Origin of the sequence: Parablautia muri, assembly GCF_009917485.1 — a bacterium.
Taxonomy (GTDB): Bacteria; Bacillota; Clostridia; order Lachnospirales; family Lachnospiraceae; genus Suilimivivens; species Suilimivivens muri.
Genome location: NZ_QZDT01000001.1, coordinates 34,793 through 60,418 on the forward strand (window position 1 = coordinate 34,793; position 25,626 = coordinate 60,418).

Annotated in this window: 22 protein-coding genes and 1 tRNA gene; 21 read left to right on the forward strand and 2 right to left on the reverse strand. The window is 38.2% G+C overall.

Annotated elements, in window-relative coordinates; genetic code table 11:
- The first annotated feature begins 38 nt into the window (after positions 1-38).
- From D5281_RS00160 to D5281_RS00175, 4 genes are all read left to right on the forward strand, one after another.
- Positions 39-2,543, forward strand: coding sequence for an extracellular solute-binding protein (locus D5281_RS00160; RefSeq protein WP_160558144.1), 2,505 nt, complete (start codon positions 39-41; stop codon positions 2,541-2,543).
- A gap of 190 nt (positions 2,544-2,733) precedes the next feature.
- Positions 2,734-3,603 carry a carbohydrate ABC transporter permease gene (locus D5281_RS00165; protein ID WP_160558145.1) on the forward strand — a complete coding sequence of 290 codons (870 nt, stop codon included), beginning with the start codon at positions 2,734-2,736 and terminating at the stop codon, positions 3,601-3,603.
- On the forward strand, positions 3,600-4,472 hold the full coding sequence (locus D5281_RS00170; RefSeq protein ID WP_160558146.1) for a carbohydrate ABC transporter permease: 873 nt from the start codon (positions 3,600-3,602) through the stop codon (positions 4,470-4,472). Before D5281_RS00165 ends, D5281_RS00170 begins: the two co-directional genes overlap by 4 nt.
- 37 nt (positions 4,473-4,509) lie before the next feature.
- Positions 4,510-5,847, forward strand: coding sequence for an HlyD family secretion protein (locus D5281_RS00175; RefSeq protein WP_160558147.1), 1,338 nt, complete (start codon positions 4,510-4,512; stop codon positions 5,845-5,847).
- Positions 5,848-6,001: 154 nt separating this feature from the next.
- Here D5281_RS00175 and D5281_RS00180 read toward each other — a convergent pair whose 3' ends face one another.
- On the reverse strand, positions 6,002-7,765 hold the full coding sequence (locus D5281_RS00180) for an ABC transporter ATP-binding protein (RefSeq protein ID WP_160558148.1): 1,764 nt from the start codon (positions 7,763-7,765) through the stop codon (positions 6,002-6,004).
- A 259-nt stretch (positions 7,766-8,024) separates the two neighbouring features.
- Between D5281_RS00180 and D5281_RS00185 the strand changes: the two genes are divergently transcribed.
- Positions 8,025-8,957, forward strand: a complete 933-nt coding sequence (locus D5281_RS00185) for an exonuclease domain-containing protein (protein ID WP_160558149.1) — start codon at positions 8,025-8,027, stop codon at positions 8,955-8,957.
- On the opposite strand, the gene D5281_RS00190 is transcribed toward D5281_RS00185, so the two are convergent.
- The gene (locus D5281_RS00190) at positions 8,954-10,435 is read right to left on the reverse strand and encodes a D-alanyl-D-alanine carboxypeptidase family protein (protein ID WP_160558150.1); all 1,482 of its coding nucleotides are present in this window, start codon (positions 10,433-10,435) and stop codon (positions 8,954-8,956) included. The genes D5281_RS00185 and D5281_RS00190 overlap by 4 nt on opposite strands.
- Positions 10,436-10,606: 171 nt before the next feature.
- Here D5281_RS00190 and trmB point away from each other — a divergent pair, with 171 nt between their 5' ends.
- From trmB to rlmD, 16 genes are all read left to right on the forward strand, one after another.
- Entirely contained in the window at positions 10,607-11,245 is a 639-nt protein-coding gene (gene trmB, locus D5281_RS00195) for a tRNA (guanosine(46)-N7)-methyltransferase TrmB (RefSeq protein ID WP_160558151.1), read from the forward strand.
- Positions 11,246-11,309: 64 nt separating this feature from the next.
- A complete protein-coding gene (gene trxA, locus D5281_RS00200; protein ID WP_160558152.1) occupies positions 11,310-11,630 on the forward strand; it encodes a thioredoxin in 321 nt (106 codons plus the stop codon).
- A 74-nt stretch (positions 11,631-11,704) separates the two neighbouring features.
- Positions 11,705-12,169 (forward strand): Na+/H+ antiporter subunit E, encoded by a 465-nt coding sequence (locus D5281_RS00205; protein WP_160558153.1) that lies wholly within the window; start codon positions 11,705-11,707, stop codon positions 12,167-12,169.
- Positions 12,170-12,171: 2 nt separating this feature from the next.
- Positions 12,172-12,543 (forward strand): monovalent cation/H+ antiporter complex subunit F, encoded by a 372-nt coding sequence (locus D5281_RS00210; protein WP_160558154.1) that lies wholly within the window; start codon positions 12,172-12,174, stop codon positions 12,541-12,543.
- Positions 12,506-12,925, forward strand: coding sequence for a cation:proton antiporter (locus D5281_RS00215; RefSeq protein WP_277935086.1), 420 nt, complete (start codon positions 12,506-12,508; stop codon positions 12,923-12,925). The genes D5281_RS00210 and D5281_RS00215 overlap by 38 nt, the downstream gene beginning before the upstream one ends.
- Positions 12,922-13,275: a Na(+)/H(+) antiporter subunit B gene (locus D5281_RS00220; protein ID WP_160558155.1), complete on the forward strand. Its 354-nt coding sequence runs from the start codon at positions 12,922-12,924 to the stop codon at positions 13,273-13,275. Before D5281_RS00215 ends, D5281_RS00220 begins: the two co-directional genes overlap by 4 nt.
- A complete protein-coding gene (gene mbhE, locus D5281_RS00225; protein WP_160558156.1) occupies positions 13,268-14,230 on the forward strand; it encodes a hydrogen gas-evolving membrane-bound hydrogenase subunit E in 963 nt (320 codons plus the stop codon). The genes D5281_RS00220 and mbhE overlap by 8 nt, the downstream gene beginning before the upstream one ends.
- A 1-nt stretch (position 14,231) precedes the next feature.
- Entirely contained in the window at positions 14,232-14,606 is a 375-nt protein-coding gene (locus D5281_RS00230; protein WP_160558157.1) for a sodium:proton antiporter, read from the forward strand.
- The gene (locus D5281_RS00235; protein WP_160558158.1) at positions 14,607-16,100 is read left to right on the forward strand and encodes a complex I subunit 5 family protein; all 1,494 of its coding nucleotides are present in this window, start codon (positions 14,607-14,609) and stop codon (positions 16,098-16,100) included. It abuts the gene before it with no gap.
- 14 nt (positions 16,101-16,114) lie between these two features.
- A complete protein-coding gene (locus tag D5281_RS00240; protein WP_160558159.1) occupies positions 16,115-17,587 on the forward strand; it encodes a complex I subunit 5 family protein in 1,473 nt (490 codons plus the stop codon).
- Between the two features lie 98 nt (positions 17,588-17,685).
- On the forward strand, positions 17,686-19,152 hold the full coding sequence (locus D5281_RS00245) for a complex I subunit 5 family protein (protein WP_160558160.1): 1,467 nt from the start codon (positions 17,686-17,688) through the stop codon (positions 19,150-19,152).
- A gap of 12 nt (positions 19,153-19,164) precedes the next feature.
- Complete coding sequence (locus D5281_RS00250; RefSeq protein WP_456299537.1) at positions 19,165-21,324, forward strand: complex I subunit 5 family protein; 2,160 nt, start codon at positions 19,165-19,167, stop codon at positions 21,322-21,324.
- Between the two features lie 213 nt (positions 21,325-21,537).
- Positions 21,538-21,611 (forward strand) — tRNA-Pro (locus D5281_RS00255).
- Positions 21,612-21,785: 174 nt separating this feature from the next.
- A complete protein-coding gene (locus D5281_RS00260) occupies positions 21,786-23,108 on the forward strand; it encodes a S1C family serine protease (protein WP_160558161.1) in 1,323 nt (440 codons plus the stop codon).
- Between the two features lie 52 nt (positions 23,109-23,160).
- Entirely contained in the window at positions 23,161-24,105 is a 945-nt protein-coding gene (locus tag D5281_RS00265) for a 3'-5' exoribonuclease YhaM family protein (protein ID WP_160558162.1), read from the forward strand.
- A 43-nt stretch (positions 24,106-24,148) separates the two neighbouring features.
- Positions 24,149-25,624, forward strand: coding sequence for a 23S rRNA (uracil(1939)-C(5))-methyltransferase RlmD (gene rlmD, locus D5281_RS00270; RefSeq protein ID WP_160558163.1), 1,476 nt, complete (start codon positions 24,149-24,151; stop codon positions 25,622-25,624).
- Positions 25,625-25,626: the final 2 nt, after the last annotated feature.

Sequence of the window (25,626 nt, forward strand, 5' to 3'; positions counted from 1 at the left end):
ATTGTAATAAAAATATTGAAAAGAAAGATGGAGGCAAAATGAAACGAATTTTTTCTATTTTATTATTTTTTTCCATGGCAGCTGCATTGGTTTCAGGATGTGGTAATAACAAGGATAATTTAGGAGTAGGCACCTCGGATATAGGGGGAGACATAAATACGACAGAGGAAAACAAAAACGGTGACGGAACAAATGGCGCCTCAGGGGAAAATAACGAAAATACAGCTATGGGCCGCTATGTAGAAACGGCTATTGATTTATCTGAATATTGTATACGTACGGATTCTTTGACGAAATATGAGGATGGAACTTTAGTCATACCAGATTATTATAATTCTCCGATTGTATCCAGGGACAATGGAGAAACCTGGGAACCGGAGGGCACGGAATGGTTTACAAAGTTAATGAAAGAAGATGCCTATATTATGGATATGGCATATGGTCCGGATGGAACCGCTGTTGTTATTTATGATAAAAGTGATGATAATACAGATAGTGAAGATGATTCAAATACAGATTCCGAAGAAGATCCGGCAGAAACAAAAGATTCGGATAATCAGGATGAGGAATCGGAAAGCGAAGCTTTGGGAGAAAATGAAACGGAAACAGACAATTCCAAAGAAGATGAATATAGATTAGATCCGGTAGGCTTTATTGTAAAACCTGATGGAACTCAGATACCAATTCAGATTTCAGTTGAAGAAGATGACGCCTATATGAGAAATGTATGGGTTTCAGATAAAGGAAGGATTTTTGTAAGTACTCTGGGAACCAATATATATGAAATAAAAGAAGACGGAACTGCAGAAAAGTTTCTTACCATAGAAGACAGGACGGAATTGATAGCATTTCAGGGAGACCTTATGATAATAGATGGAAGTAGATTCGGAGATTTGATCTTGTATGATATGGAGAAAAAGGAACGGGTGGTAGACGAGGTATTAAATGATTTTGTAAGCGAAAATTATAAGGAGAGAGATGTTTATAATGGCAGTGAATTTTTTGACCTTTATATATTTCCCGGGGAAGAAGGGGTTATTTATCTTGCAGGGAAAAAAGGATTGCATCGTCACGTAATAGGAGGAAGTACGGTAGAACAAATCATTGACGGAAGTCTTTCCTGTTTTAATAATCCTTCCTATTCCCTTCATGGAATGGTAACGCTACCTGATAACGAATTTTTAGCGCTTTTTGGCGGTGGAAAATTGGTCCGTTTTACATATAATCCTGACATTCCCACAGTGCCAAATGAAAGGGTCAAGGTATATAGTTTAGAAGATAATGATACGGTGCGTCAGGCAATTACGATTTACCAGTCAAATAATCCTGAAGTTTATGTGGAATATGAGGTTGGGCTTGGGGAAGGTAATTCTATCACAAGAGATGATGCCCTGAAAAAGTTAAACACACAAATTATGGCAGGCGAAGGGCCAGACCTTCTTGTGTTAGATGATATGCCCATCGATTCTTATATGAGTAAAGGATTGCTTTTGGATTTAAGCGAATGTTTAAATAGCCTTAATGGGGAAAATGAAATTTTTGAAAGTATTAAAAATGCTTTTAAAAAAGATGATAAAATTTATATGATTCCATGTGAAATACAACTTCCAATGGTACAGGGGGATGAGAAATATATTTCACAGATGAAAGATATGAAAGGAATTGCAGACGCTTTTGAGGATTTAAGAGAAGATAATGAAGGAAAAGCACTAGTGTACGCCTGTACGGAAAAAGGAATTTTGGGAATATTTTCTATGGTGTGCGCGCCTGCATGGAAAACAGAAACCGGAGAATTAAATAAAGAATCAATAGAAGAATTTTTATTACAGTGTAAAAGGATTTATGATGCGCAAATGGAGGGCCTACCAGAAAAATTTCTGGAAGATTATGAGCTTAACAACGAAAATCTGATTGCTTACTATGATACACCAAGAGATAATCCTGATTGGATAAGAAGTCTTGACTGGTTTAATTATTTGAGCGGAAAAATACAAATGGTATGTGGTTCATTGACAGATGTCAATGAATATGCGGAATTTAGGTCTATAATGAGGAAAAAGGAATTTGCAGATGATGTATATATGCCCTTAGATGGACAAAGTAAAAATATATTTATCCCAAAAAATCTGGTTGGAATTAGCGCAGCCTCCAATAATATAGAAAGAACAGAGGAATTACTAAAGGTATTGCTTGGAAAGGAAAATCAGTCTTATTTATTTAAGGGAATGCCTGTCAATAAAGCAGCTTTAGAAGGAGAATTTATAATTGATGAAAAATATGTATCAGAAGAAGGAATCTACAGTTATATCGGTGCATCGGATCAGGATGGCATAATGGTTGATTTAGAGGTTTACGTTCTTGATGAAAACCAGCAGCAAGAATTGCGTGACTGGATTGAAAATGTCAATATGCCATATATAGTCGATACGGTATTGGAAGAAGCGGTATACAAAGAAGGGACCAAATATTTAAGAGGAGCTACAAGTTTGGATGAAGCGGTTAAAGCCATCGAGCAAAGTGTTGCCATATATATGTCTGAATAAATAGTGTAAAAAACATTAAAAGCTTAAAGGAGCCAAAAATGCTGCGCTAGAGTTCCTAAATGTTTCAGAGAATGCCCAAATATGGGCATTCTCCATACAGATTGAAAGTCTATAGTACAGATGGATAGAAGTTGGTGTAAAAAGCAGATTTATGCCTCTGTAATGTAAGACAGCTATAGGGAGAAGGTAAATGAATAAAAGTAAAAATTTGATTTCATTTCTAATATTTATAGCTCCCAGTTTTTTAGGGGTAATTATTTTCGTTTTAATGCCTTTTGGTGACGTGTTGAAAAGATCTTTTAGTACTGCAATAACAGGTCAGTTTGTAGGTGTGTCCAATTACAAAACGATTTTTCAAAATCAGGCATTTTTGCTTGCGGTAAAAAATACATTACGGTTTACTTTTATTTGTATACCTCTTCTGGTGGTGATAGGATTTTTGATTGCGTGGCCATTAAGTAAATTGAAAAATGCAGGAATCATAAAGTCAATCTATTTATTTCCCCTTGCAATGCCAACAGCAACTATTGTTTTGGTTTGGAAAATGGTCTTTTATAAACAGGGATTTTTAAATATTCTTCTTACAAAGATTGGGGAGTGGTTGGGAACCTGGGGAATGATACAGACAGATTATCTGGATACGGAGGCTGCTTTCTGGGTGCTGGTATGCAGTTACATATGGAAAAATACAGGGTATACCGTGGTGTTATGGCTTGCAGGGATAGCGGGAATCCCCGCAGAGTTTTTAGATGCGGCAAAAGTGGATGGAGCAGGCAGTATACAAAGAATATGGTATATTGTTTTGCCCAATCTCAAGGGAAGTTTATATACGATCGTTATTTTATCTTTTTTAAATTCCTTCAAAATATACAGAGAAGCATATTTGGTAGCAGGTGCCTATCCTCACAAAAGTATATATCTGTTACAGCATACTTTTAACAATTGGTTTGTAAACTTAGAGCTTGACAAAATGGCGGCAGCGGCAATATGTACCGGAGGATTTTTATTTATCATTATTCTGTTGTTGCAGAAAATGTGGGATAGGGATGAAGCGTCATGAAAAAGAAAGTTTATCAGTTTGCTGAAGGTTTTAAAAGAAAATTTATCATATTTATATTAATGCTGCCAGGATTTTTTGTGATTTTTCCAATTATCATATTGATTACTGGGTCTGTAATGGACCAATATGAGCTAAAGGAATACCTGAATCCAATTTTTAACGGGTTTTCCGATTTTATAAGCTGGAAACTGATGCCGGATTACCCTTCTTTTGCAAATTACGGAAAGCTGCTTTTTATGACGCCTCAGTTTTTTGTGTTGTTTTGGAATTCTATGAGGATGACGGCATGTATTTTGGCAGGACAGATCCTTGTAGGAGTACCTGCAGCCTGGGCTTTTGCAGTGTATAGGGTAAAGGGCAGTAAAATTCTATTTGCGCTTTATGTGATTTTAATGCTTCTGCCTTTTCAGGTCACAATGCTTTCCAGTTATCTGGTGTTAAACAGACTTTCCCTTTTAAACACACAGCAGGCTATTATCCTGCCGGCCATATTTTCTACATTTCCGGTTTTTTTAACCTATGGTGGATTTAGAAGTATTCCAAATCAGCTTTTTGAGGCGGCAAGAGTGGATGGAGCTTCTGAGAGAGTTATTTTTTTCAAAATAGGCCTTCCACTTGGGAAAAGCGGTCTATTATCCGCTATGGTGCTTGGATTTTTGGAATATTGGAATATGATGGAGCAGCCAATGGCTTTTTTAGATGAACAGGCATTATGGCCATTGTCCTTATATTTGCCACAGATTAATTGGTCTCAGGCAGGGTTTGCCTTTTGTGCTTCTGTTATTATATTGATTCCTGCGGTATTTATATTTACTTTCGGACAGGACTACTTAGAGCAGGGAATTATTTATTCTGGTTTAAAAGAATAAATTATTTTCGAAAACGGATAAGAATAGGGGATTTTATATGAGCAATAAAAAAATTATAATAGGATTTAGCTTTTTTTTAGTGTTTATGTGGTTGTGCACTTTGATTTCTAAAAGTGTATATACGACCAGGCTTCCTATGGTCAGTACCATATCGCCGGAAGAAAAATATATAGAGCATAAGGTTGAGGTAGCAGGAATTGTTGTGGAAGGCGGAAAACAGGCGGTTACATCATTGCCAGGGGTTAAAGTAAAGACACTTATTGCCCACGTGGGAGATAGAGTGGAAGAAGGTGATATTCTTTTTCAGATTGATTTAGATGATTTAAAGGAAATCATAAAAGAAAAGCAAAGGCAAATAAACTCCCTTCAACTACAGGTCAATACAATTCTTGAAAATCAGGAACTGGAAGAACAGAAGAAAGAAATAGAAGAAGAACGTGCAAGGGAAGATTATAATACAACAGCCCGTCTGGAAAATACGGATGTGGGACGTGCAGCCGACAGGTACGCCCGTGCAGCCGAAGATTTAGATGATTTTTATGAGGATAATTCCGGTATGGACGAAGAAACCAGAAATCAAACCCAGCAGGAACTTTTGGACGCTTTGCAGAGCGCGGCCTATGCAGAGGCAGATGCAAAGCGGGATCGGGATCAGGCGATGAAAGAAGCTGAAAGAAATGTGGAAGATATTCTTTTTCCTGATGCAAATGATGCTACACTTTCTGTTACACAGCTACAAATTTCAGAATTAAATGCTGATTTAAGTAAATATTTGGATATTCTGAATCAGGAAGGAAATATAAAGGCCAAAATAGGAGGCATGATTACAGATATTTATATTGAAGCAGGGGGAAGGATTCCGGATGGTGCTTCTATGATGTTGACAGATGACAATGTTCCCTGTCAATTTAAGGTGATACTTGATAAAGAACAAAAGAAATATGTTGGGTTTGGAGATGAAGTTTTGGTTAAATTGGACGGCAGCAGTAAGAAGATGGATATGACCATAGATTATTTTTCAGAAAGCCAGTCAATGCCGGGAAGTTTTGAAACATTGATTAATCTGCCGGAAGGGACAGGCGTTCCGGGTCTTTCAGGGACACTTAGCTGTTCAAATATCGGCGAGAAATATGGATGTTGTATTCCTCCTTTGTCCATCATTGAGACAGATACCAGAAGCTATGTGTACGTACTGCGGGAGCGGGAAGGTATTTTGGGAAAAGAGTATTATGTTGAGGAGGTAAATGTAAAAGTAGTTGACAAGAATGAAAATTGGGCGGCGATAGAAGGAAGTACATTAGATATGGATAGTCAAATCATCCTTTCTGCTGATAAAGAATTTGGAAAGGGAGATATAGTAAGATGGATAAATTAAATCCTGTTTATATACTTTGAAATAGTAAGAAAACGTGTAAATAAAATAATGTATGTTATTATATTGTTTTATTTACACGCCTTTTTAAATTTGTCAGTTTACAGATAGCGGATTATCAGGTTTACAGCAGACGTTTTAATGTGTTACAGTTTTTCTATTTTCCATTTATTTTAAACTGCATGTTATAAAGGTCTGCATAGATTCCGTTTTGAGCTAAGAGCTGGTCATGGTTTCCGCTTTCAGCAATTCCATTTTCGGAAAGCACTAATATTTTTTCAGCATTTCGTATAGTAGAAAGTCTATGTGCAATTACGAAGGTGGTACGATTTTTTGCCAGCTTTTCTAAGGATTCCTGTACAACCTTTTCACTTTCATTATCAAGAGCCGAAGTAGCTTCATCAAAAATCAGAATGGGAGGATTTTTCAGAAATACTCTTGCTATGGATAAACGCTGCTTTTGGCCTCCTGACAATTTTATTCCTCTCTGCCCAATGTTGGTATCATAGCCTTCCGGCAGGTTCATAATAAATTCGTGGGCGTTGGCATTTTGTGCTGCTGCCACTATTTCGGCATCCGTTGCGTCTGGACGGCCATAGCGTATATTATCCATAACGCTTCCGGTAAAGAGATAAACATCCTGCTGCACAATGCCAATATTGTTTCTAAGGCTTTTTAGAGTATAGTTACGTATATCTGTTCCGTCAATTTGAATACATCCGGAAGAAACATCATAAAATCTTGGAATTAAACTACATAAGGTAGATTTCCCAACACCGGAGGTACCAACCAGTGCAATATATTCACCTTCTTTAACATGAAGATTTAAATTGGAAAGAACTGTCTCCGAGTGTTCCTCATAATGAAAGGATACATGTTCAAAACTAATATCACCTTTGGCGTTTACCAGTTCTATTGCATCCGGCTTGTCAGTAATATCAGGATGAATACTTAAAATTTCCAAAAATCTGGTATAACCGGAGGCGCCATTTTGAAATTGTTCCGTGAAATTAATCAATTTTTTAATAGGTTCCGTAAAATTATTGATATACAGCAAAAAGGTAATGAGGTCAGTGATGGAAATAATATCTACCGTAATGAAAACAGCGCCCATGGCAATGACAATGACACTGATCAGGGTAGTAAAAGCGCCTAACCCAGAGTGGTAGAGTCCCATATATTTGTAGCTTTCTCTTTTGCTTTCTACAAACCGGTCATTTCCCACTTTAAATTTATCCATCTCTATTTCTTCATTGGCAAAGGATTTAACTACACGTATACCGGAAAGATTATCCTCGATCTGTGCGTTAATATCTGCAATCCTTGCCCTGTTTTTCACAAAAGCACGTTTCATTTTGATATTAAAATAGAAGGCATACAGGAGCATTACAGGTACAACTGCAAAAGCGGTCAAAGCCAGCCTCCAATTAATAGAAAGCAGGATAGTAAAGGAGCCTAATAATTTAATAATGGAGATTACAATATCTTCAGGTCCATGATGAAAGAGTTCGCTGATTTCAAAAAGGTCATTGGTAACTCTGCTCATCAATTGCCCCACCTTTTGATTGTCAAAAAAGCTAAAAGAAAGTTTTTGGTAATGGGCAAAAATTTCGTTTCGCATATTGTATTCCATTTTAGCGCCCATCATATGTCCATAATAAGCAATAAAATAATTACAATAGCATTCTAAAATAATTAAAAGAACCATACTGCCGGTGAGCATTAAGATGGTCTTTAATGATTCTGAAGTATCTCTGAAAATAACATCACTGGTAATATAGCGGATGATGAGGGGAATAATTAATGTTACCGCAGCCCCCATACAGGCAAAAAACATATCGGATATAAATATTTTTTTATAAGGTTTGTAGTAGGAAATAAATTTTTTCCATTTTCCTTCCGTAAAAGTATTTGTTTTCATGGCATCCCCCTTTATTATATATTTTTTTACGCATGTTTTGTAAACTATGGTAATGATAATTTGTCTAAGTCTTCTTATGCATAGTTAATTTTACAGTTCTTAAACGCCGCAAATTCAGGCATTGACATAGATTACATGGTATCATAATTGATGTGGGGAATCAAATATTTTTAGCAGGTAGCGGGAAGAAAGAAATTATGATATGCTTATCAAAGTTATGTTTTAAATGTAAGTCAGTCATGAAATGAGGAATTTAGGAATGAATTATATTGTACTGGATTTGGAATGGAATCAAAGCAATACTGGAAATGAACCGGAAGTAAAAGAGATTCCTTTTGAGATTATTGATATCGGTGCAGTTAAATTAAATGGGCAAAGGGTAATGATTGATACTTATAATCAATTGATTAAACCTACTGTCTATAAACAGATGCATATGATTACCGGAAATTTAATTCAACTTCATATGAAAGATCTGGAAACTGGGGATCCTTTTATAAAAGCTATGGATACATTTCTTTCCTGGTGTGGAGAAGATTATATTTTCTGTACATGGGGCCCTCTTGACCTGTATGAGCTGCAGCGAAATATGCACTATTATGAAATGGAACCATTAAGTCATAAGCCTATCAAGTTTTTGGATGTGCAGAAACTGTTTAGTATTGCATATGAAGATAAGAAGTCAAGAAGAAGCTTAGAATACGCTATTGATTATTTGAAAATCGAAAAGGATGTTCCTTTTCACAGAGCCTACAGTGATGCTCACTATACAGCGGAGATTTTGTCTTTCATTGAAGAAAGTGTTTTGGAAAATTATTCTATAGATACTTATATTTTACCTAAAACAAAAAAAGATGAAGTATATGTTATGTTTCATGATTACATGAAATATATTTCCAGAGAATTTCCCGACAAGCTGCAGGCTATGGAGGATAAAGAGGTCATTAGCACAAAATGTTATTTGTGCCGGAGAAATATTCGAAAAAAAATCCGTTGGTTTTCACCCAACGGAAAGCATTACTACAGTATTTCTTTTTGTCCTGTTCACGGATATATGAAATCAAAAATACGTATCCGCAGGTCAGGAAATGATAAAGTTTATGTGGTTAAAACTTCCAAGTTTATTTCAAAGGAAGATTGCAGAAAAATTCTTCAAAAAAAAGATAAAACAAAAGATTCGGATTTGGTTTAAAAATTATAATCATTAAAATTGGAGGATGGAAAATGAGGGCCGTCCTTTCTTTTCTTTAATCCTTTCCGCCTTTTTTTGATAGTTCGTCTATTATAAAGGAAGTTATGGTGGTCAATGATAGAACGGATTATAAAAAATGCAATCAGTAAAGCAGCGACAGCTAAAACAGCAATCAATATGATTTTTATATTGACGATAATCACATTAGGCTCTTTTTTGTCTGTGGCTTCCTCCTCTGGTGCATTTTCTGTGAAATCGTAGGTAGCGGATTTTTCATCAACAAGATCTACAGTGGCTGTACCTACGTATGCACCATGATAATAATAATTGATTACGGCAACCTCATTTTCCTCATCAGTGTTATAAGAAATTTCAGAATCCAGTTCATTAAATACGGTGGTTTTTGGCATAATCAGGTAACTATCCTGATTTAAAGAAAGGATAGGATTGGAATTTCCAAATACGTCACTGGAGGTATTAAAAAAATTAGAATTTTGTATAGAGTAATTGGTTTCATTTTCTGCCACATTGACAACGGAAAAGTTGGTAAAGCCATAATCAAAAAGTTTTACAGTGTCATAAAACTGTTCAGGAGATTCTTCTTTCATTACAACACAAATTAATTTCATGCCATTTTGTTCCGCACAGGTTACAAGTGTCTGTCTGGCCTCGTCAGTGTAGCCGGTTTTGCCGCCCTTGATTCCATCATAGGGAATCTCCCCGGTAATCAGTCTGTGTTTATTTCTTTCAATAAAATCGTCCGGCTGTTCATCAGTAGCTTCAAAATGGTGGGAAGAAGTGTTGCCTATTTTGGAAAGTAGCTCATTTTGAAAAAAATCTCTTGCTATCAAAGCAAGATCATAAGCGGAGGTATAATGATTGTCATCATATAGACCGTGGGCGTTGACAAAGTGGGTATTTTTGCAGCCAAGCTCAGTGGCTTTTTCATTCATTTTTTCCGCAAAAGCATCCATACTCCCGGCGATATGTTCTGCAACGGCATTCGCCACTTCATTAGCGGAGGCTACCAGTATCCCGTAAAGACATTCCTCCATGGGCATAGCTTCATTTTCATCGATTCCGATATTAGAGCCTCCACGCTCAATACTGAAAACAGCATCATGAGAAAAAGTGACCATTTCATTTAACGTGCTATTTTCTGCTGCCAGAATGCAAGTCATCAGTTTGGTGGTGCTGGCAGGATATAATCTTTCATCCACATTTTTGGCATAAAGAATTACGCCTGTATTGGCATCCATTAAAATAGCAGACTGAGCGCCTATTGCTGGGCCTGCAGGCCAGTTTTCTATTTGATTGCTTTGAATTGGAAGAGATTTGCGCTCCTCTGCATCTGAGAATGCTTCTTCTGTTGTTGCGGGGGCGGCATAAACGGGAAAACTGCCTCTTGAAAAAACAGAAAAAAATAAAAATGCGGTTAGTATCCCGCACCCTATCGGTTTTAATCTATTGTAACGCATAATGGCTCCTTTTTCTTTATCGAAACTGTTGTACTAGCTATTCTTATTATTAGTTTACATTTTCAAGATATGCTTGACAAGCCTTTTTTACTTTAAAATTCTGTTTGCTCATAAGAAAAAAAAGGTGTACAATAAATTTCTGAAAAAGAAGAAAACAAAGGAAATACTTAAATGAGATTAAGAAATGTGCCAGGTGCCAGAGATGTGATTGCGGACAGTCCTTTGGTAGTACATGACCCAGAGAAGGCAAAAGGAAGCTGGAATAAAATTTTTAATAACAATCATCCTCTTCGAATAGAAATTGGTATGGGAAAAGGAAAATTTCTCCATGAGATGGCAGAAAAGAATCCGGATATAAATTATATTGGGATAGAAAAGTATTCCAGTGTTCTTTTACGTGCTTTGCAGAAAATGGATGAGACACCAGTGCCTAATCTCATGTTTATACGTATGGATGCAGAGAATGTTGATCAGGTATTTAGCAGAGAGGAGGTTGATAGAATCTATTTAAATTTTTCTGATCCCTGGCCGAAAGACCGTCATGCTAAGAGACGTCTTACCTCCAGAGAATTTTTGAAAAGATACGACAGATTTCTTAAAAAAGATGGCGTTGTGGAATTTAAGACGGATAACAGGGACTTATTTGATTTTGCCCTTGAGGAACTTTCTTTTGCAGGATTTGAAGTATTACAGTTCACTTATGACTTGCATCATGACAGTGAAATGGTAGAAGGAAATATTATGACAGAATATGAGGAACGATTTTCTTCTATGGGAAACCCTATCTGTAAATATATTGTTAAGAGATAACATTTTTTATTTTAAGAATTCCGTAAAACGGGTAAACTATATGGAAATAGAATGGAGGATTCATATGGAATTAAAAATCACAGACAACAATTTTGAAACAGAGGTTAAAAAAAGTAATTTGCCAGTTTTGGTAGACTTTTATGCGGGCTGGTGTGGACCTTGTAAAATGATGGCGCCTTTGGTAGCGCAGCTGGCGGAAAGCTATGACGGAAAATGTAAGGTAGGGAAATGCAACACAGATGAAAATCCGGAGCTTTGCAGAGAATTTAAAATAATGTCGATTCCTACTATGATATTTTTTAAGGACGGAAAGGCTGTAGAAACCGTTATAGGAGCGGTATCTAAAAATGAATTGGAAGATAAATTGAAGCAGGTGCTGGCATAAGCCTCACCTGCTTCTATATGGAAAAAATCAATGCAATATTGCAGACATAGCTTGCGGTATGCAGGAGGTGTAAAATGTATTTAATATTTTTCTTTATTTGGATTATTTTTAATGGACAGTTTACATTGGAGATAGCAGCCTTTGGCATAGTAATTGCCGGAGGAATTTATTGGTTTATCTGCAAATTTTTAAACTACAATCCCAAAATGGATATGATTCTAGTAAAAAAGCTATTTCAGATACTGCATTACTTATTTGTACTTATAATAGAAATCATTAAAGCGAACTTTACAGTAGTAAAAATGATCATGTCTTCTAAATATGAGATAGAACCTGTTGTAATAAAGTTTAGGGCAAACCTGAAAACCAAGCCTGCAAGGATACTTCTTGCTAATTCTATTACACTGACACCGGGTACTATTACGGTGTCCTTATCAAATGATGAATATATGGTTCATTGTCTGGATAAAAGCCTTGCTCAGGGAATTGACAGCTCCATTTTTGTAGAGTTGCTTGAGAAGATGGAAAGGATGGGATGATAATGCAGATAAATGAAACTATAACTACTTTGGACAAGGTATATCATGGTATGTACATATCAGTTCTGGTTTTTTTAGCGTTAATGCTGTTTGGTTGTCTGATAAGAGCGGTAAAAGGACCTCGTATTGCAGATCGTCTTGTAGCAGTTAATATGATGGGAACCATGGTAATGGTTATTATTGCGGTTCTTTCTCTTTTGCTTAAGCAGGGATATTTAATAGATATATGTCTGATTTATGCGATGATTAGCTTTTTGGCGGTAAATGTTATTTCTAAAGTTTATCTGGGGGTATTTGTGGAAAAGCAGCAGGAACCAAAGGAGGAAACTTTAGAAGATGGTGAGAAAGGAGGAAAAATCCATGGAAATTCTTGAATGGATCAGATTGATTTTAGGAGGGACATTGCTTCTTAGCGGGCTGATTATATTTTTTGTAGAGCTATATGGTATTTTCCATTTTCATTATGTTCTTAACAGGATGCATGCTGCTGCCACAGGAGATACATTAGGAATCAGCTGCTCCTTGATTGGACTTATGATTTTTTGCGGACTTAATTTTACTACCTTCAAAATGATGCTGGTAGTTGCATTTTTATGGTTTGCATCTCCCGTTTCATCTCACCTTCTATCTAATTTGGAAGTTACCACGAATGAAAATCTGAAAAAATATTGTCAGGTATATGAAAATCTGTCAGATTTGGAAAAGGAGTTAAAGGAAGAAAAAAATAAAGAAAAGGCTGAGGAGGGTAAGGTATGACGGTATTTCAATGTATATTGATGGGTTTTTTAATTGTTTGTGCAATATCGGTAAGCTTTTCAAAAAATCTGCTTAATTCGGTATTGATTTATATGTCCTACAGTCTGGTTATGTCCATTATCTGGGTTTGCCTACAATCGCCGGATCTTGCGATTACCGAAGCGGCAGTGGGGGCAGGAGTGACCAGTATTTTATTTTTTTCCACTCTCAAAAAGATTCAGGCTATCCAAATAGAAAAAGATAAAGAAGATAAATTTTTGAAAAATGCAGTTTTACACACACCGGATTTAAAGACTTCAGATTTCAATAATTCCAAAGTTGTACAGAAGGGGGCGGATGAAAATGAGTAAATTAAAGCCTCAGGAAGAATATGAAAAGACAAAAGCATTTCGTTTCTTCAGATGGCTTTCCGGAAGCAAAGATTTTTATGTGGGTGAAGTGGAAATGAAGCCTCAGAAAGAGACAGAGGTGCCGGAAACCACTATTTTAGAGCGGATGTTTGAGCAGCAGATGATTCGAAATAAGGTTTATGATGTAAAGAACAATAAAAAGCTTACATTTTATAATAAAGTCTATGTAGCGGCTGCAATCTTTTTTTGTATTGCACTTACCGTTCTTTTGCTTGATACGGTTTCTTATCTTCCACGAACCGGGAATTCAGGTAATCCGGACAATAATGTTGTATCAAAAAGATACATAGAACACGGGCTTCAAGAGACAGGTGCGCTAAATATTGTTACAGGTATGATTTTAACCTACAGGGCCTTTGACACCTTTGGGGAGACCAATGTACTTTTTATTGCCACTTGCTGTGTCATGATTCTCCTTATGCTGGATGAAGCTATCTTAAAGGAAATAGAAGAAAAAGATGACAGGCGGTTTGAGCCAAGAGATGATACGATTTTGCAGGGAACAGCTTTTGTCCTTTGCCCTTTCATTTTCATCTTTGGGATTTATGTCATTTTGAATGGACAATTATCTCCCGGCGGCGGTTTTTCCGGAGGGGCGATTTTAGGCGCAGGATTAATTCTTTATACAAGCGCGTTTGGTTTTAAAAAAGCGCAGAGATTTTTTAATGAGCTTGTTTATAAAATTGCCAAGATAACAGCCCTTTGTATGTATGGTATTATCGGCTCTTATTTTTACATTACGGGAGCGAATGGGATTGAAAATCATATACCCTTAGGTATACCAGGACATATTTTAAGCGGCGGTATTATTCTTCCCATTGATATATGTGTGGGAATAGAAGTAGCATGTACTATGTATGCATTTTATGCATTGTTTAGGAGAGGGGGCCTGTAGAATGGGGGCAAATCTTTTTTCCAATTACGGGGAAGCAGTTGCAATGATTCTTTTTGGAATTGGGTTTGGAAATTTACTGTTGCAAAATAATTTGATTAAAAAAATTATCGGCCTTAATATTATGGATACGGCAATTTATTTATTTTTAGCAGAAAAAGGCTACATAGAAAACAGGGTAGCTCCAATTGTGACAAATGGAGTACAAAGTATGGAGGCCTATATCAATCCGATTCCAAGCGGACTTGTTCTTACAGGGATTGTGGTATCCGTATCGGTCAGCGCACTTATGCTATCCATTACAATTCGTTTATATCAGCGTTACCAAACTCTGGATTTGGATGAAATTTCTACCAGATTAAAGAAGGAGGGGCTGTAAATGGGTTTGATACAGAACTTTCCGGCAGTTTCCATATTGCTGTGCTTATTTGCCGGAATTATCAGTTCCGGGCTTAAGAAACAGGCGGCCAGATATGTAAATACAATTCTGATTTCTGGGGTAGGCTTTTTAAGCTTATGTACACTTATGTATATTTTGGAGACAGGGGAAGCGTTTGTTTATGTGATGGGTAAGTTTCCTGCGCCCTGGGGAAATGAGATTCGGGCAGGTGTGTTGGAAGCGTTTATGGCATTGTTTTTTTGTATTATTATGCTTTTGTCTCTGGCAGGAGGCAGAAAAAAGCTGGCGGATGAGGTGGAAGATGGAAAAACCTTTCTTTATTATGTATTAATGGATTTATTGCTGGCTTCACTGCTTGCGTTGGTATATACCAACGATTTATTTACGGCTTATGTTTTTGTGGAAATTAATACAATTGCAGCCTGTGGTCTGATTATGATCAGGCAGAACGGCAGAACCATTGAAGCGGCGGCACGATACATGATTATGAGTCTTTTAGGTTCCGGTCTTTTGCTTATGGGCCTTTGTATATTGTATGATTTGACAGGACATCTTTTGATGAGCAATATAAAGGAACAAATGGGATGGATTTACTTATCAGGGCAATACAAGATGCCAGCGTTGGTTACCATAGCGCTTTTGTCAGTGGGGCTTGCTATTAAGAGTGCATTATTTCCTTTTCACGCATGGTTGCCGGATGCTTATGGCTACTCAACAGTTTCTTCCGCCGCAATTTTATCCAGTTTGGTTTCAAAGGGATATATTTTTCTGTTGATAAAGATTATTTACAGAGTAATAGGATTTGAAGTTTTTTATGAAAGCAGGATAGTGGATGTTCTCTTTGCTTTCGGCCTTATGGGAATGATTTTTGGTTCTATAAGCGCTATCAGGGAAAATGATGTAAGGAGAATGATAGCTTTTTCCTCGGTGGCTCAGATTGGGTATATTTATATGGGTATCGGAATGGGAACACAAGCAGGTATGGAGGCCAGTATATTTCATATTCTTTCCCATGCAGCTACAAAATCTTTGCTGTTTATTGCGGCGATTGGGCTCACGGATGTATCCGGAGGCAGCAGGCAGTTTATAGAGCTGACTGGTTCGGCATATCGGAATAAATGGGCAGGAGTGGCTTTTACAGTGGGTTCCTTGTCCATGGTAGGTGTTCCGCTGTTTTCGGGATTTATCAGTAAACTGTTGTTTGCACAGGCAGCAGTACAAAACGATGTAAAAATGCTGCCTGCTTTGATTGTACTCGGAATTAGTACCATATTAAATGCAATTTACTTTATGAAAACGGTCATTCGCATTTATACACCGGTAGAAGAACACAAGTATGAGAGTATTGCGTTTAAGAATATGAAGCTGTATGTGGCAGCGCTTTTGTGCTTTATCATTTTAAATGTGGTTTTAGGCGTTAGTTCTCAGCCGATTGTGGATTTAATTGGCCAGGGCCTTGCCATGTTTTCTTAAGGAGGTGTGCCTTTATGTATTACATGATATTATCCATTTTGTTTCCGATTTGCACAGGGGTATACCTTCTGGTCAGAAGGGATATGGAAAGCAGAAAAAATCTGTTGATTGTAACAGGCGCATTTTTTGTGGTTTCGGCTGTGCTGGTAATTCTAACATTATGTATAACAGGGAATGGTATTTTTACTTTGTTCAGCCTGACAGACCGACTTCCCATTTTATTTAGAATAGATGAGGTCAGCGTGGTTTTTTCCGTTATGACAATTGTGGTTGTTCTCTGTGCCGGATTTTTTTCTTTTGTTTATATGAAGCATGAGGAAAAGGAAAAGCGCTATTATGGCTATTATTTAATTGTTCTGGGTGTTTTGGTTGCCCTTTGCTTTGCAGGTAATCTTATTACCTTTTATTTGTTTTTTGAGCTACTTACTTTATCTTCCATGCCTTTGGTACTTCATAATGGCAGCAGGGAAGCAATCATGGCAGGGCTTAAATATTTGTTTTACTCTCTAAGCGGTGCATATATGTCACTGTTTGGGCTTTACTTTCTTGAAAGATACGGGAATACATTAACGTTTAGTGCAGGTGGTGTAATCAGTGCGGAAATGGCAGCACAGCATGGTGAGCTTTTACTGGGGATTTGCTTTGCTATGTTAATTGGTTTTGGTGTTAAGGCAGGAATGTTTCCAATGCATGCCTGGCTTCCGACCGCACATCCGGTTGCGCCTGCACCTGCCTCAGCCGTATTATCAGCCGTTATTGTAAAAGCAGGTGTGCTGGCAATAGTACGTGTGGTTTATTATATATATGGCGCTTCTTTTTTAAGGGGGAGCTGGGTACAGTATACATGGATGATACTGACTTTAATCACAGTGTTTATGGGTTCTATGTTAGCTTATCGGGAACAGGTGCTTAAAAAAAGACTGGCATATTCTACAGTCAGCCAATTGTCTTATATTTTGTTTGGATTTGCAGTGATGGATGGAGGTTCTGTTACGGGAGGACTTTTACATGTGCTGTGTCATGGTTTTATTAAAGCGGCTCTTTTCCTTTGCACCGGTGGGATTATATATATGACCGGGAAGACAAGGGTGGAACAGCTTCGGGGGATTGGAAAAGAAATGCCTCTTTTAATGTGGTGCTATACAATTGTTTCTTTAGGTCTTATTGGCATTCCTCCCACAGGAGGGTTTATCAGTAAATGGTATTTGGCACAGGGTACTCTTTCAAGTGGGATTCCGGGATTTAGCTGGATTGGACCTGCTGTTTTATTAATCAGCGCGCTTCTTACGGCAGGATATCTGCTGCCTTTGACCATCCAGGGATTTTTTCCAGGAACAGATTATGATTATAGTACGTTAAAGAAAAAGGAGCCTCCGCTTATCATGACTGTACCAATACTGATTCTTACAGTTTTATCGGTGGAAATCGGTCTTTTTCCACAGATCTTTATAAATTACTTATTACGTATTGTTGAAAAAATTATTTAGAAGGGTATGCGGAGGATATTACTGTCAAAAATAAATTTTTCACAGACAAATTTGTGCTGATGTACAAATTTGCAGGTATTGGCAATTGGAGGATTATTATGATGATTATGTTGGTTATTTTAATTCCTGTTATAGCCGGAATAATGGTTCCGCTTATTCCTTTTAAAAAGCGGAACCATATGGAGATTTTTCTGGAAGCGCTGGTAATCTTGAACAGCCTTTTAGTTTGGAATCTGTTAATTCATAGGCCGGAGAGTGTCTTTACGCTGGCTAATTTTACAGGTAATCTTTCTGTCAGCTTTAAAGTGGATGGTATGAGTATGGTATTTGCTGGTCTGGTATCTGCGCTTTGGCCTTTTGCAACCTTATATGCCTTTGAATATATGACAAAGGAAAAGCGTGAAAAAGTATTTTTTACATTTTATACCATGACTTATGGGGTGACTTTAGGGATTTCTCTGGCAGGAAATTTGCTTACTATGTATTTCTTTTACGAGCTGCTGACGCTGGTCACAGTGCCTTTGGTGATGCATACTTTGACAAGAGAGGCCATATTGGCCAGCCGGAAATACCTGTACTATTCTCTGGGCGGTGCGGCATTTGCCTTTATTGGACTGATTTTTTTGATTATCTATGGAAGTACTACGGACTTTATTTTGGGCGGTGTGCTGGACCTTGAAAAGATTGGCAACAGAACCAATGTACTTTTATTGATTTATGTAATTGCTTTTATGGGTTTTGGAGTTAAGGCAGCCCTTTGCCCGTTTAATTCCTGGCTGCCGGATGCAGGTGTGGCGCCTACGCCGGTAACAGCGTTACTTCATGCGGTGGCTGTGGTGAAATCCGGTGCTTTTGCGATTATACGTTTAACCTATTTCAGTTTTGGTGCAGCATTTTTAAAAGGTACCTGGGCACAAAATGTGGTTATGCTGGTCGTTATGTTTACCATTATATATGGATGCAGCCGTGCAGTTAAGGAGACACATATAAAAAGAAGGCTGGCTTACTCTACAATCAGTAATTTATCTTACATTTTATTTGGAGTGACAATTATGACACCATTGGGGATGGTAGGTGCACTTACCCATTTGGTTTTTCATGCTGTGATGAAAATTTGTTCTTTCTTCTGCGCAGGCGCTGTCATGTATCAGACAGATAAGCATTACGTCCATGAATTAGATGGGATGGGCTATAAAATGCCCTGTGTATTTGGTATATTTACTGTATCCGCTCTAGCGCTTATGGGTGTGCCAGGACTTGCGGGATTTGTAAGTAAATGGAATCTGGCGTCAGCGGCTGTGGAAAGCGGAAATAAGATAGCTTACGGAGGAATTGCCTGCCTGCTGATTTCTGCACTTCTCACAGCGATCTACATGCTTACAATTGTAGTCAGGGCATTTTTCCCTGTGAAAGATTTTGATTTCAAAACGTTGGAAGGGGAAAAAGATCCCAATTGGAAGATGCTTGTTCCCTTGTTTGTATTTACTCTTTTTATGGTGTTGTTTGGTTTTTACTCTGCGCCCATTGTGAATTTTTTAGCTGATGTGGCAGCAGGTGTATATTAAGGGGGTGTGGATATGGATTCGTTGGTTACGAGTTTTTCACTCACAAGTTTATTACTCTGCATTGTCGTGTTTTTTCCTATGGCGTCTGCTATCATTAGTTATCTTATTGGGAGACGCAATAAGAATATGCGGAATTATTTTGCGGACGCGGTGACAGGGCTGGAATTTGTGTTGTTCTTTATCCTTTTGCTTCAAATTATTTTAAAGGGTGGACATATTGATATGGAGATTCCGCAGGTATGCGGGTTTGGACTGCATTTTACACTAGATGGTTTTCGCGCTCTTTATGGAACCATAGCCGCTTTTATGTGGTTTATGAGTACGCTTTTTTCGGAAGAGTATCTTACTCATTATCGGAATAGAAACAGATATTACCTGTTTTTACTTCTCACCCTTGGCGCTACAGAAGGTGTGTTTTTATCTGCTGATTTTTATACTACATTTATTTTCTTCGAGATTATGTCCTTTACCTCCTATGTGTGGGTGGTCCATGAGGAAAAAAAGGAAGCTTTAAGGGCGGCTGGTACCTATCTGGCAGTTGCGGTGATTGGCGGACTTGTAATGCTGATGGGAATTTTTCTTTTGTATAGCCTGACAGGTACCTTAAGGTTTGAGGATCTCAGTGGACTATCAGGAAATCTTGCAAACGGTAGGGATTTATCTTCGGTGGTTGCGAAAAAGAGATTATGGGCTGCAGGAATTTGTATGCTTTTTGGTTTTGGAGCCAAGGCAGGAGCTTTTCCTTTGCATATCTGGCTTCCAAAGGCTCACCCGGTTGCACCGGCGCCTGCATCAGCCCTTTTATCCGGCATTTTGACGAAGGCTGGTATGTTTGGTATTTTAATCCTGACAGGTCATATCTTTTTAGGGGATAGTGTTTGGGGAAGTCTTATTTTGATACTTGGCGTATGCACCATGGCCTTAGGTGCCTTATTGGCTTTATTCTCCATAGATTTAAAAAGAACGTTGGCATGTTCTTCTGTTTCCCAGATAGGATTTATTTTGGTGGGAGTTGGGATGTCCGGACTTTTAAGCGGGGAAAATGCTCTTGCAGTACGGGGAAGTCTGCTTCATATGGTAAATCATTCTTTCATTAAATTGGTGCTTTTTATGGCGGCAGGTGTTGTATATATGAATATACACAAACTGGATTTAAATGAAATACGTGGATTTGGAAGAAAAAAACCTTTGCTTCATTCTATTTTTCTGATGGGTGCGCTGGGGATTGGCGGCGTACCTTTATGGAATGGATACGTGAGTAAGACATTGATTCATGAAAGTATCGTGGAGTATATGGAACTGGTGAAGGAAGGTGCCATAAGCAGTATTTTCAGCGCTGGTACTATGAAAGGGATAGAGTGGATTTTTCTTATAAGCGGCGGTTTGACAGTAGCATATATGACAAAGCTTTATGTGGCCTTGTTCCTTGAGAAAAACAGTGATGAAAAAGTACAGGAAGAATATGACTCTTTGAAGGATAACTATATGAACAAGGTAAGCGGAGCGGCACTTACAACCTGCGCAACACTGCTTCCTCTTATGGGCTTTTTGCCTGCACATGTTATGGAACCTGTAGCAGATTTAGGACAGGGAATTTTACGGCCGGAAGGAGAAATCCCTCAAATGGCATGGTTTTCCATTGAAAATTTAAAGGGTGCGGCCACTTCTCTTATAATAGGTGCCCTTATCTATCTGTTTATTGTACGATTATGGCTTATGAAGACGGAAGATAAAGGAAAGCCAAAGATTTATGTAAACAGATGGTATCGCTATCTGGACTTGGAAAATCTTATTTACAGGCCGGTCCTTTTAAAAGCTTTACCTTTTGTATTTGGTGTAATTTGCAGAGTGTTGGATAGTTTCGTGGATGGAATTGTAGTGCTGCTGCGGAAAACTGTTTATAAGGACAGCAAACTTCCCCATGAGCTGGAGGAGGGTACGCCTTTTACCCATATGTTGGGCTGTTTTGTAAACAGTCTGCAAAGATTAGGAAATGCCATTATTTGGAGGAAAGAGCCGAAAAATATAGATTATGAACATAAATACGCGCTGATTCATGAGGAATGGTCTGAGGAAAGAACCATTATTGGAAGGAGCCTGTCTTTTGGACTTTTATTGTTCTGCGTGGGGTTGATTATTACCGTCATTTATGTATTGTTTAGGATGAAATAGTAGGGAGTTTATTATTCGGCAGACGCATAGAAAATAAGTATTTCAAGCTAATATCAGCCTCGGACTTTGCATTTACCGCAAGGTTGTGGGCTGAGGTTACGTTATTTTGTAACAGTTCAGCAAGGCTGAACTGTTACATATTTTTGAAAAAATGTTATAGGAACATTGACAATTTAGCGTAAAAATTGTATGATAAATGATGTTGTAAGCTTTCGGCGTGTGGCTCAGCTTGGTAGAGCGCTACGTTCGGGACGTAGAGGCCGCAGGTTCGAATCCTGTCACGCCGACTAAAAGCCTTGAAAGGAATCTTAAAGGATTCGGTTTTCAGGGCTTTTTGTTTTACTTATAAATATTTGTATGCTATTATATTTCCAGGCTTTTCGTACCGTGAAGCAGATAGAATGAAACGGTTTTGTCTGCCTGAATTACTATGGATATATTGTAGTTAAGGAGTTTGGTAAATGGAAATAAACAAAAACCAGGATAACACTGATTTTATGAAGGAGACGATTAAAAAAAGGCCTTTAAATAAAAGAAAGCTGATGCAGCGTACGCTTATTACGGCTGCAATGGCTGTTATTTTTGGATTGGTTGCCTGCTTTACTTTTTTGCTTTTAGAGCCGGTAATCAGCAAAAAGCTTTATCCTGAGGAGGAGCCGGACAAAGTGGTATTTGTTGAGGAAACGGAAGAAAATGAAATACTTCCGGAAGACATGATAGCAGATGATTCCCAGATGCAGCCGGAACCCACAGAAGCGCCTGCTTTGGAGGATGAACAGATTGCTCAGGTTTTATCGGAAATGGAGTTAGGAGTAGAAGATTATATATCGCTTTTGGATAGTGTTGGAGAAATTGCTTGGAAAGTTAGCCAGTCTATTGTGACAGTGGTAGGTGTTACAGCGGATGTAGGGTGGCTTGATAATGAGCACGAGAGCGAGGGCGCAGTATCTGGTGTAGTAGTGGCCGATAATGGGCGGGAGTTATTGATTTTGGCTAATACCAAAAGTATTGATGAGGCGGATTCCCTGAAGGTTGCATTTGCAGATGGAGAAGAATATGAAGCTTCTATTAAGAAAAAGGATAATAATACCGGGCTGGCAGTTTTGTTTATACCGAAATCCAAAATAAATTCGGATACACTGGAAATGGCTCAGGCGGTAACGCTTGGTACATCCGGAGGTAATTTGGCAGGAAATCCCATTATTGCCCTTGGCAGGCCAGTGGGAACGGAAGGTTCTCTTTGCTATGGAAATATAACCTCCACAGGAAATACGATCAGGCTTCCGGATTCCAATTATAAATATATGACCACGGATATATATGGAAGCAGCAGTGCCAGCGGAGTATTGGTGAATCTACAGGGGCAGGTCATTGGAATAATTGATATGTCATATAATTCCAGTGATATGAAAAATCTTGTCAGTGCAATTGGAATTAGTGAATTAAAAAGGCTTGTGGAAAGCCTTTCAAATGACAAGAATATTCCTTACTTTGGAATTTATGGGGTTGATGTAACCCAAGAGGCCAATGAGGAACTAGGCGTTCCTTTTGGGGCTTACATAACAGAAATAGATATGGATTCCCCAGCTATGGATGCTGGTATACAAAGCGGTGATGTCATCACAAAGTTAAATGAAACAGAAATAAACAATTATCAGGAATTGGTAAAAGAGCTTTTGATAGAGGAGCCGGAAAGGGAGTTGGCGATTGAACTGATGCGCCAAGGGCCGGACGGTTATACGGAGATGAAATTAGAGGCAGTACTTGGATTAAAGCAAGAATAATAAACTTGATTATATTAGGAAGGGAGGCTGCGGATACCCGCAGAAGAAAAAGATGAAATATATAAAGGATTACAAAGATGGAGACAGAGTATTTGACATTTATCTTTGCAAGCATAAAGTATCAGCGGTTACAAAAAATGGAAAACCTTACGAAAGCCTGATATTGCAGGATAAGACGGGAACCATAGATGCCAAGGTGTGGGATCCTTCCAGTGCGGGGATTGCAGAGTTTATCGCTTTGGATTATATAGAGGTATATGGTGATATTACCAGCTTTCAGGGCGCTTTGCAGGTAAACGTCAAAAGAATCAGGAAATGCCAGGAAGGTGAATTTAATCCGAAGGATTACCTTCCTGTAAGCAAATATAACATTGATGATATGTTTCGGGAGCTGATTGGCTATATTGAAAAGCTGGAAAATAAATATTTAAAGCAGCTACTCAAGGCCTTTTTTATGGAAGATAAGGAATTTATCAGGGTATTTAAACAATCTTCGGCGGCAAAAACCGTTCATCATGGATTTGTAGGCGGATTGCTGCAACATACCTTAGGGGTTGTAAGACTTTGTGATTATTACTGCAAGGCATACCCTCTGCTTAATAGAGATTTATTAATCAGTGCGGCTATTTGTCATGATATCGGAAAAACCAGGGAGATTTCACTTTTTCCTCAAAATGACTATACAGATGAGGGACAGTTCCTGGGCCATATTATGATAGGGACAGAAATGGTTGCAGAAAAAATCCGTGAAATAGATGAATTTCCTGTCACACTTTCCAGTGAATTAAAACATTGCATTTTAGCCCACCATGGGGAATATGAATTTGGTTCTCCCAAAAAACCTGCAATTATAGAGGCTGTGGCGCTTAATTTTGCTGATAATACAGATGCCAAGCTGCAGACATTTACAGAAATACTGGAAAATTCCACAGAAATAGGATGGATGGGCTTTAACCGATTGTTTGACTCAAATTTAAAGAGAACAAAAGTAGAATAAAATATACAGTTTATCGGAGCTGTTGTGAAAATGAGGCCAGGTTATGGTTTATGAGAAAAATCAATTATTAACAGTAGAAATTATCGATATGACAACTGACGGAGAGGGAATTGGAAAGATAGACGGATATCCATTTTTTGTGAAAGATGCAATCATCGGAGATAAGGCGCAGATTCGTGTTACACGGGTAAAAAAGAATTATGCTTATGGGAGATTGGAGAAGGTGCTTACACCTTCTTCCTTCCGCGTAGAGACAAAATGTCCATTTCACAAACGGTGCGGCGGCTGCCAGATACAGGCGATGAGCTACGAGCGCCAGCTTCAATTTAAAGAGTCTAAGGTTAAAAATAACCTGATTCGAATTGGCGGATTTGCGCCAGAGTTCCTTGATAAGGTTATGGAGCCTATTGTGGGGATGGGAGAACCTTTTCATTATAGAAATAAGGCATTGTATCCTATTGGCATGGATAAAGAAGGAAATCCTGTGGCGGGGTTTTATGCCGGGAGAACGCACAGCATTATTGCAAATACAGATTGTAGTCTTGGCGTTAAGGAAAATAAGGAAATTTTGGAGATAATTCTTTCTTATATGAAGGAAAACCACATATCTGCTTATGACGAAGCAACAGGAAAAGGATTCATCCGCCATGTGCTTATTCGAAAAGGATTTCAAAGCGGAGAAATCATGGTCTGTCTTGTTATAAACTCTAAAATAGGAAAGAAAAATTCTACTTTTTTGCCAAATCAGGATAGGCTGATAGGTTCCCTGTCAAATATAAAGGGTATGACCAGCATATCTGTCAGCATCAACAGAGAGCGTACTAATGTGGTTATGGGAAAGGAAGTCCATACGATTTGGGGCAAGGATAGTATAAAAGATATCATTTATGTGCGCAATGTGGAAAATAATTTTGCAGCCACCGGGCGAGGAATCACTTTTTCTATTTCTCCTTTGTCATTTTATCAGATCAATCCCGTACAGACAGAAAAATTATATAGCCTTGCCCTTTCTTATGCAGGAATTACGGGAAAGGAAGTGGTATGGGATTTATACTGCGGAATCGGGACAATTTCGTTGTTTTTGGCGTCAAATGCTAAACAGGTATATGGCGTGGAAATTGTACCGCAGGCGATTGAGGATGCAAAAAGAAATGCTGCTTATAATGATATTGAAAATGTGCAGTTCTTTGTAGGGAATGCAGAGGAGATATTTCCTGAGAAATATGAGAAAGACGGGATAAGGGCAGATGTGGTGGTGGTGGATCCGCCTCGTAAGGGATGCGATAAAGCATGCCTTGATACTGTGCTTAAAATGGCATCTGAGAGAATTGTGTATGTGAGCTGTGATAGTGCTACTTTGGCTAGAGATTTGCGTATACTTTGCGCGGATGGGTATGAGATAGAGAAGGTGAGGACGGTGGATATGTTTCCTATGACGGTTCATACAGAGGCTTGCGTCTTATTGGCCAAACGAAAATCGATAAAGGAAAAAAGTCTTGTTGTAGAAAGGGTTGTATAGAA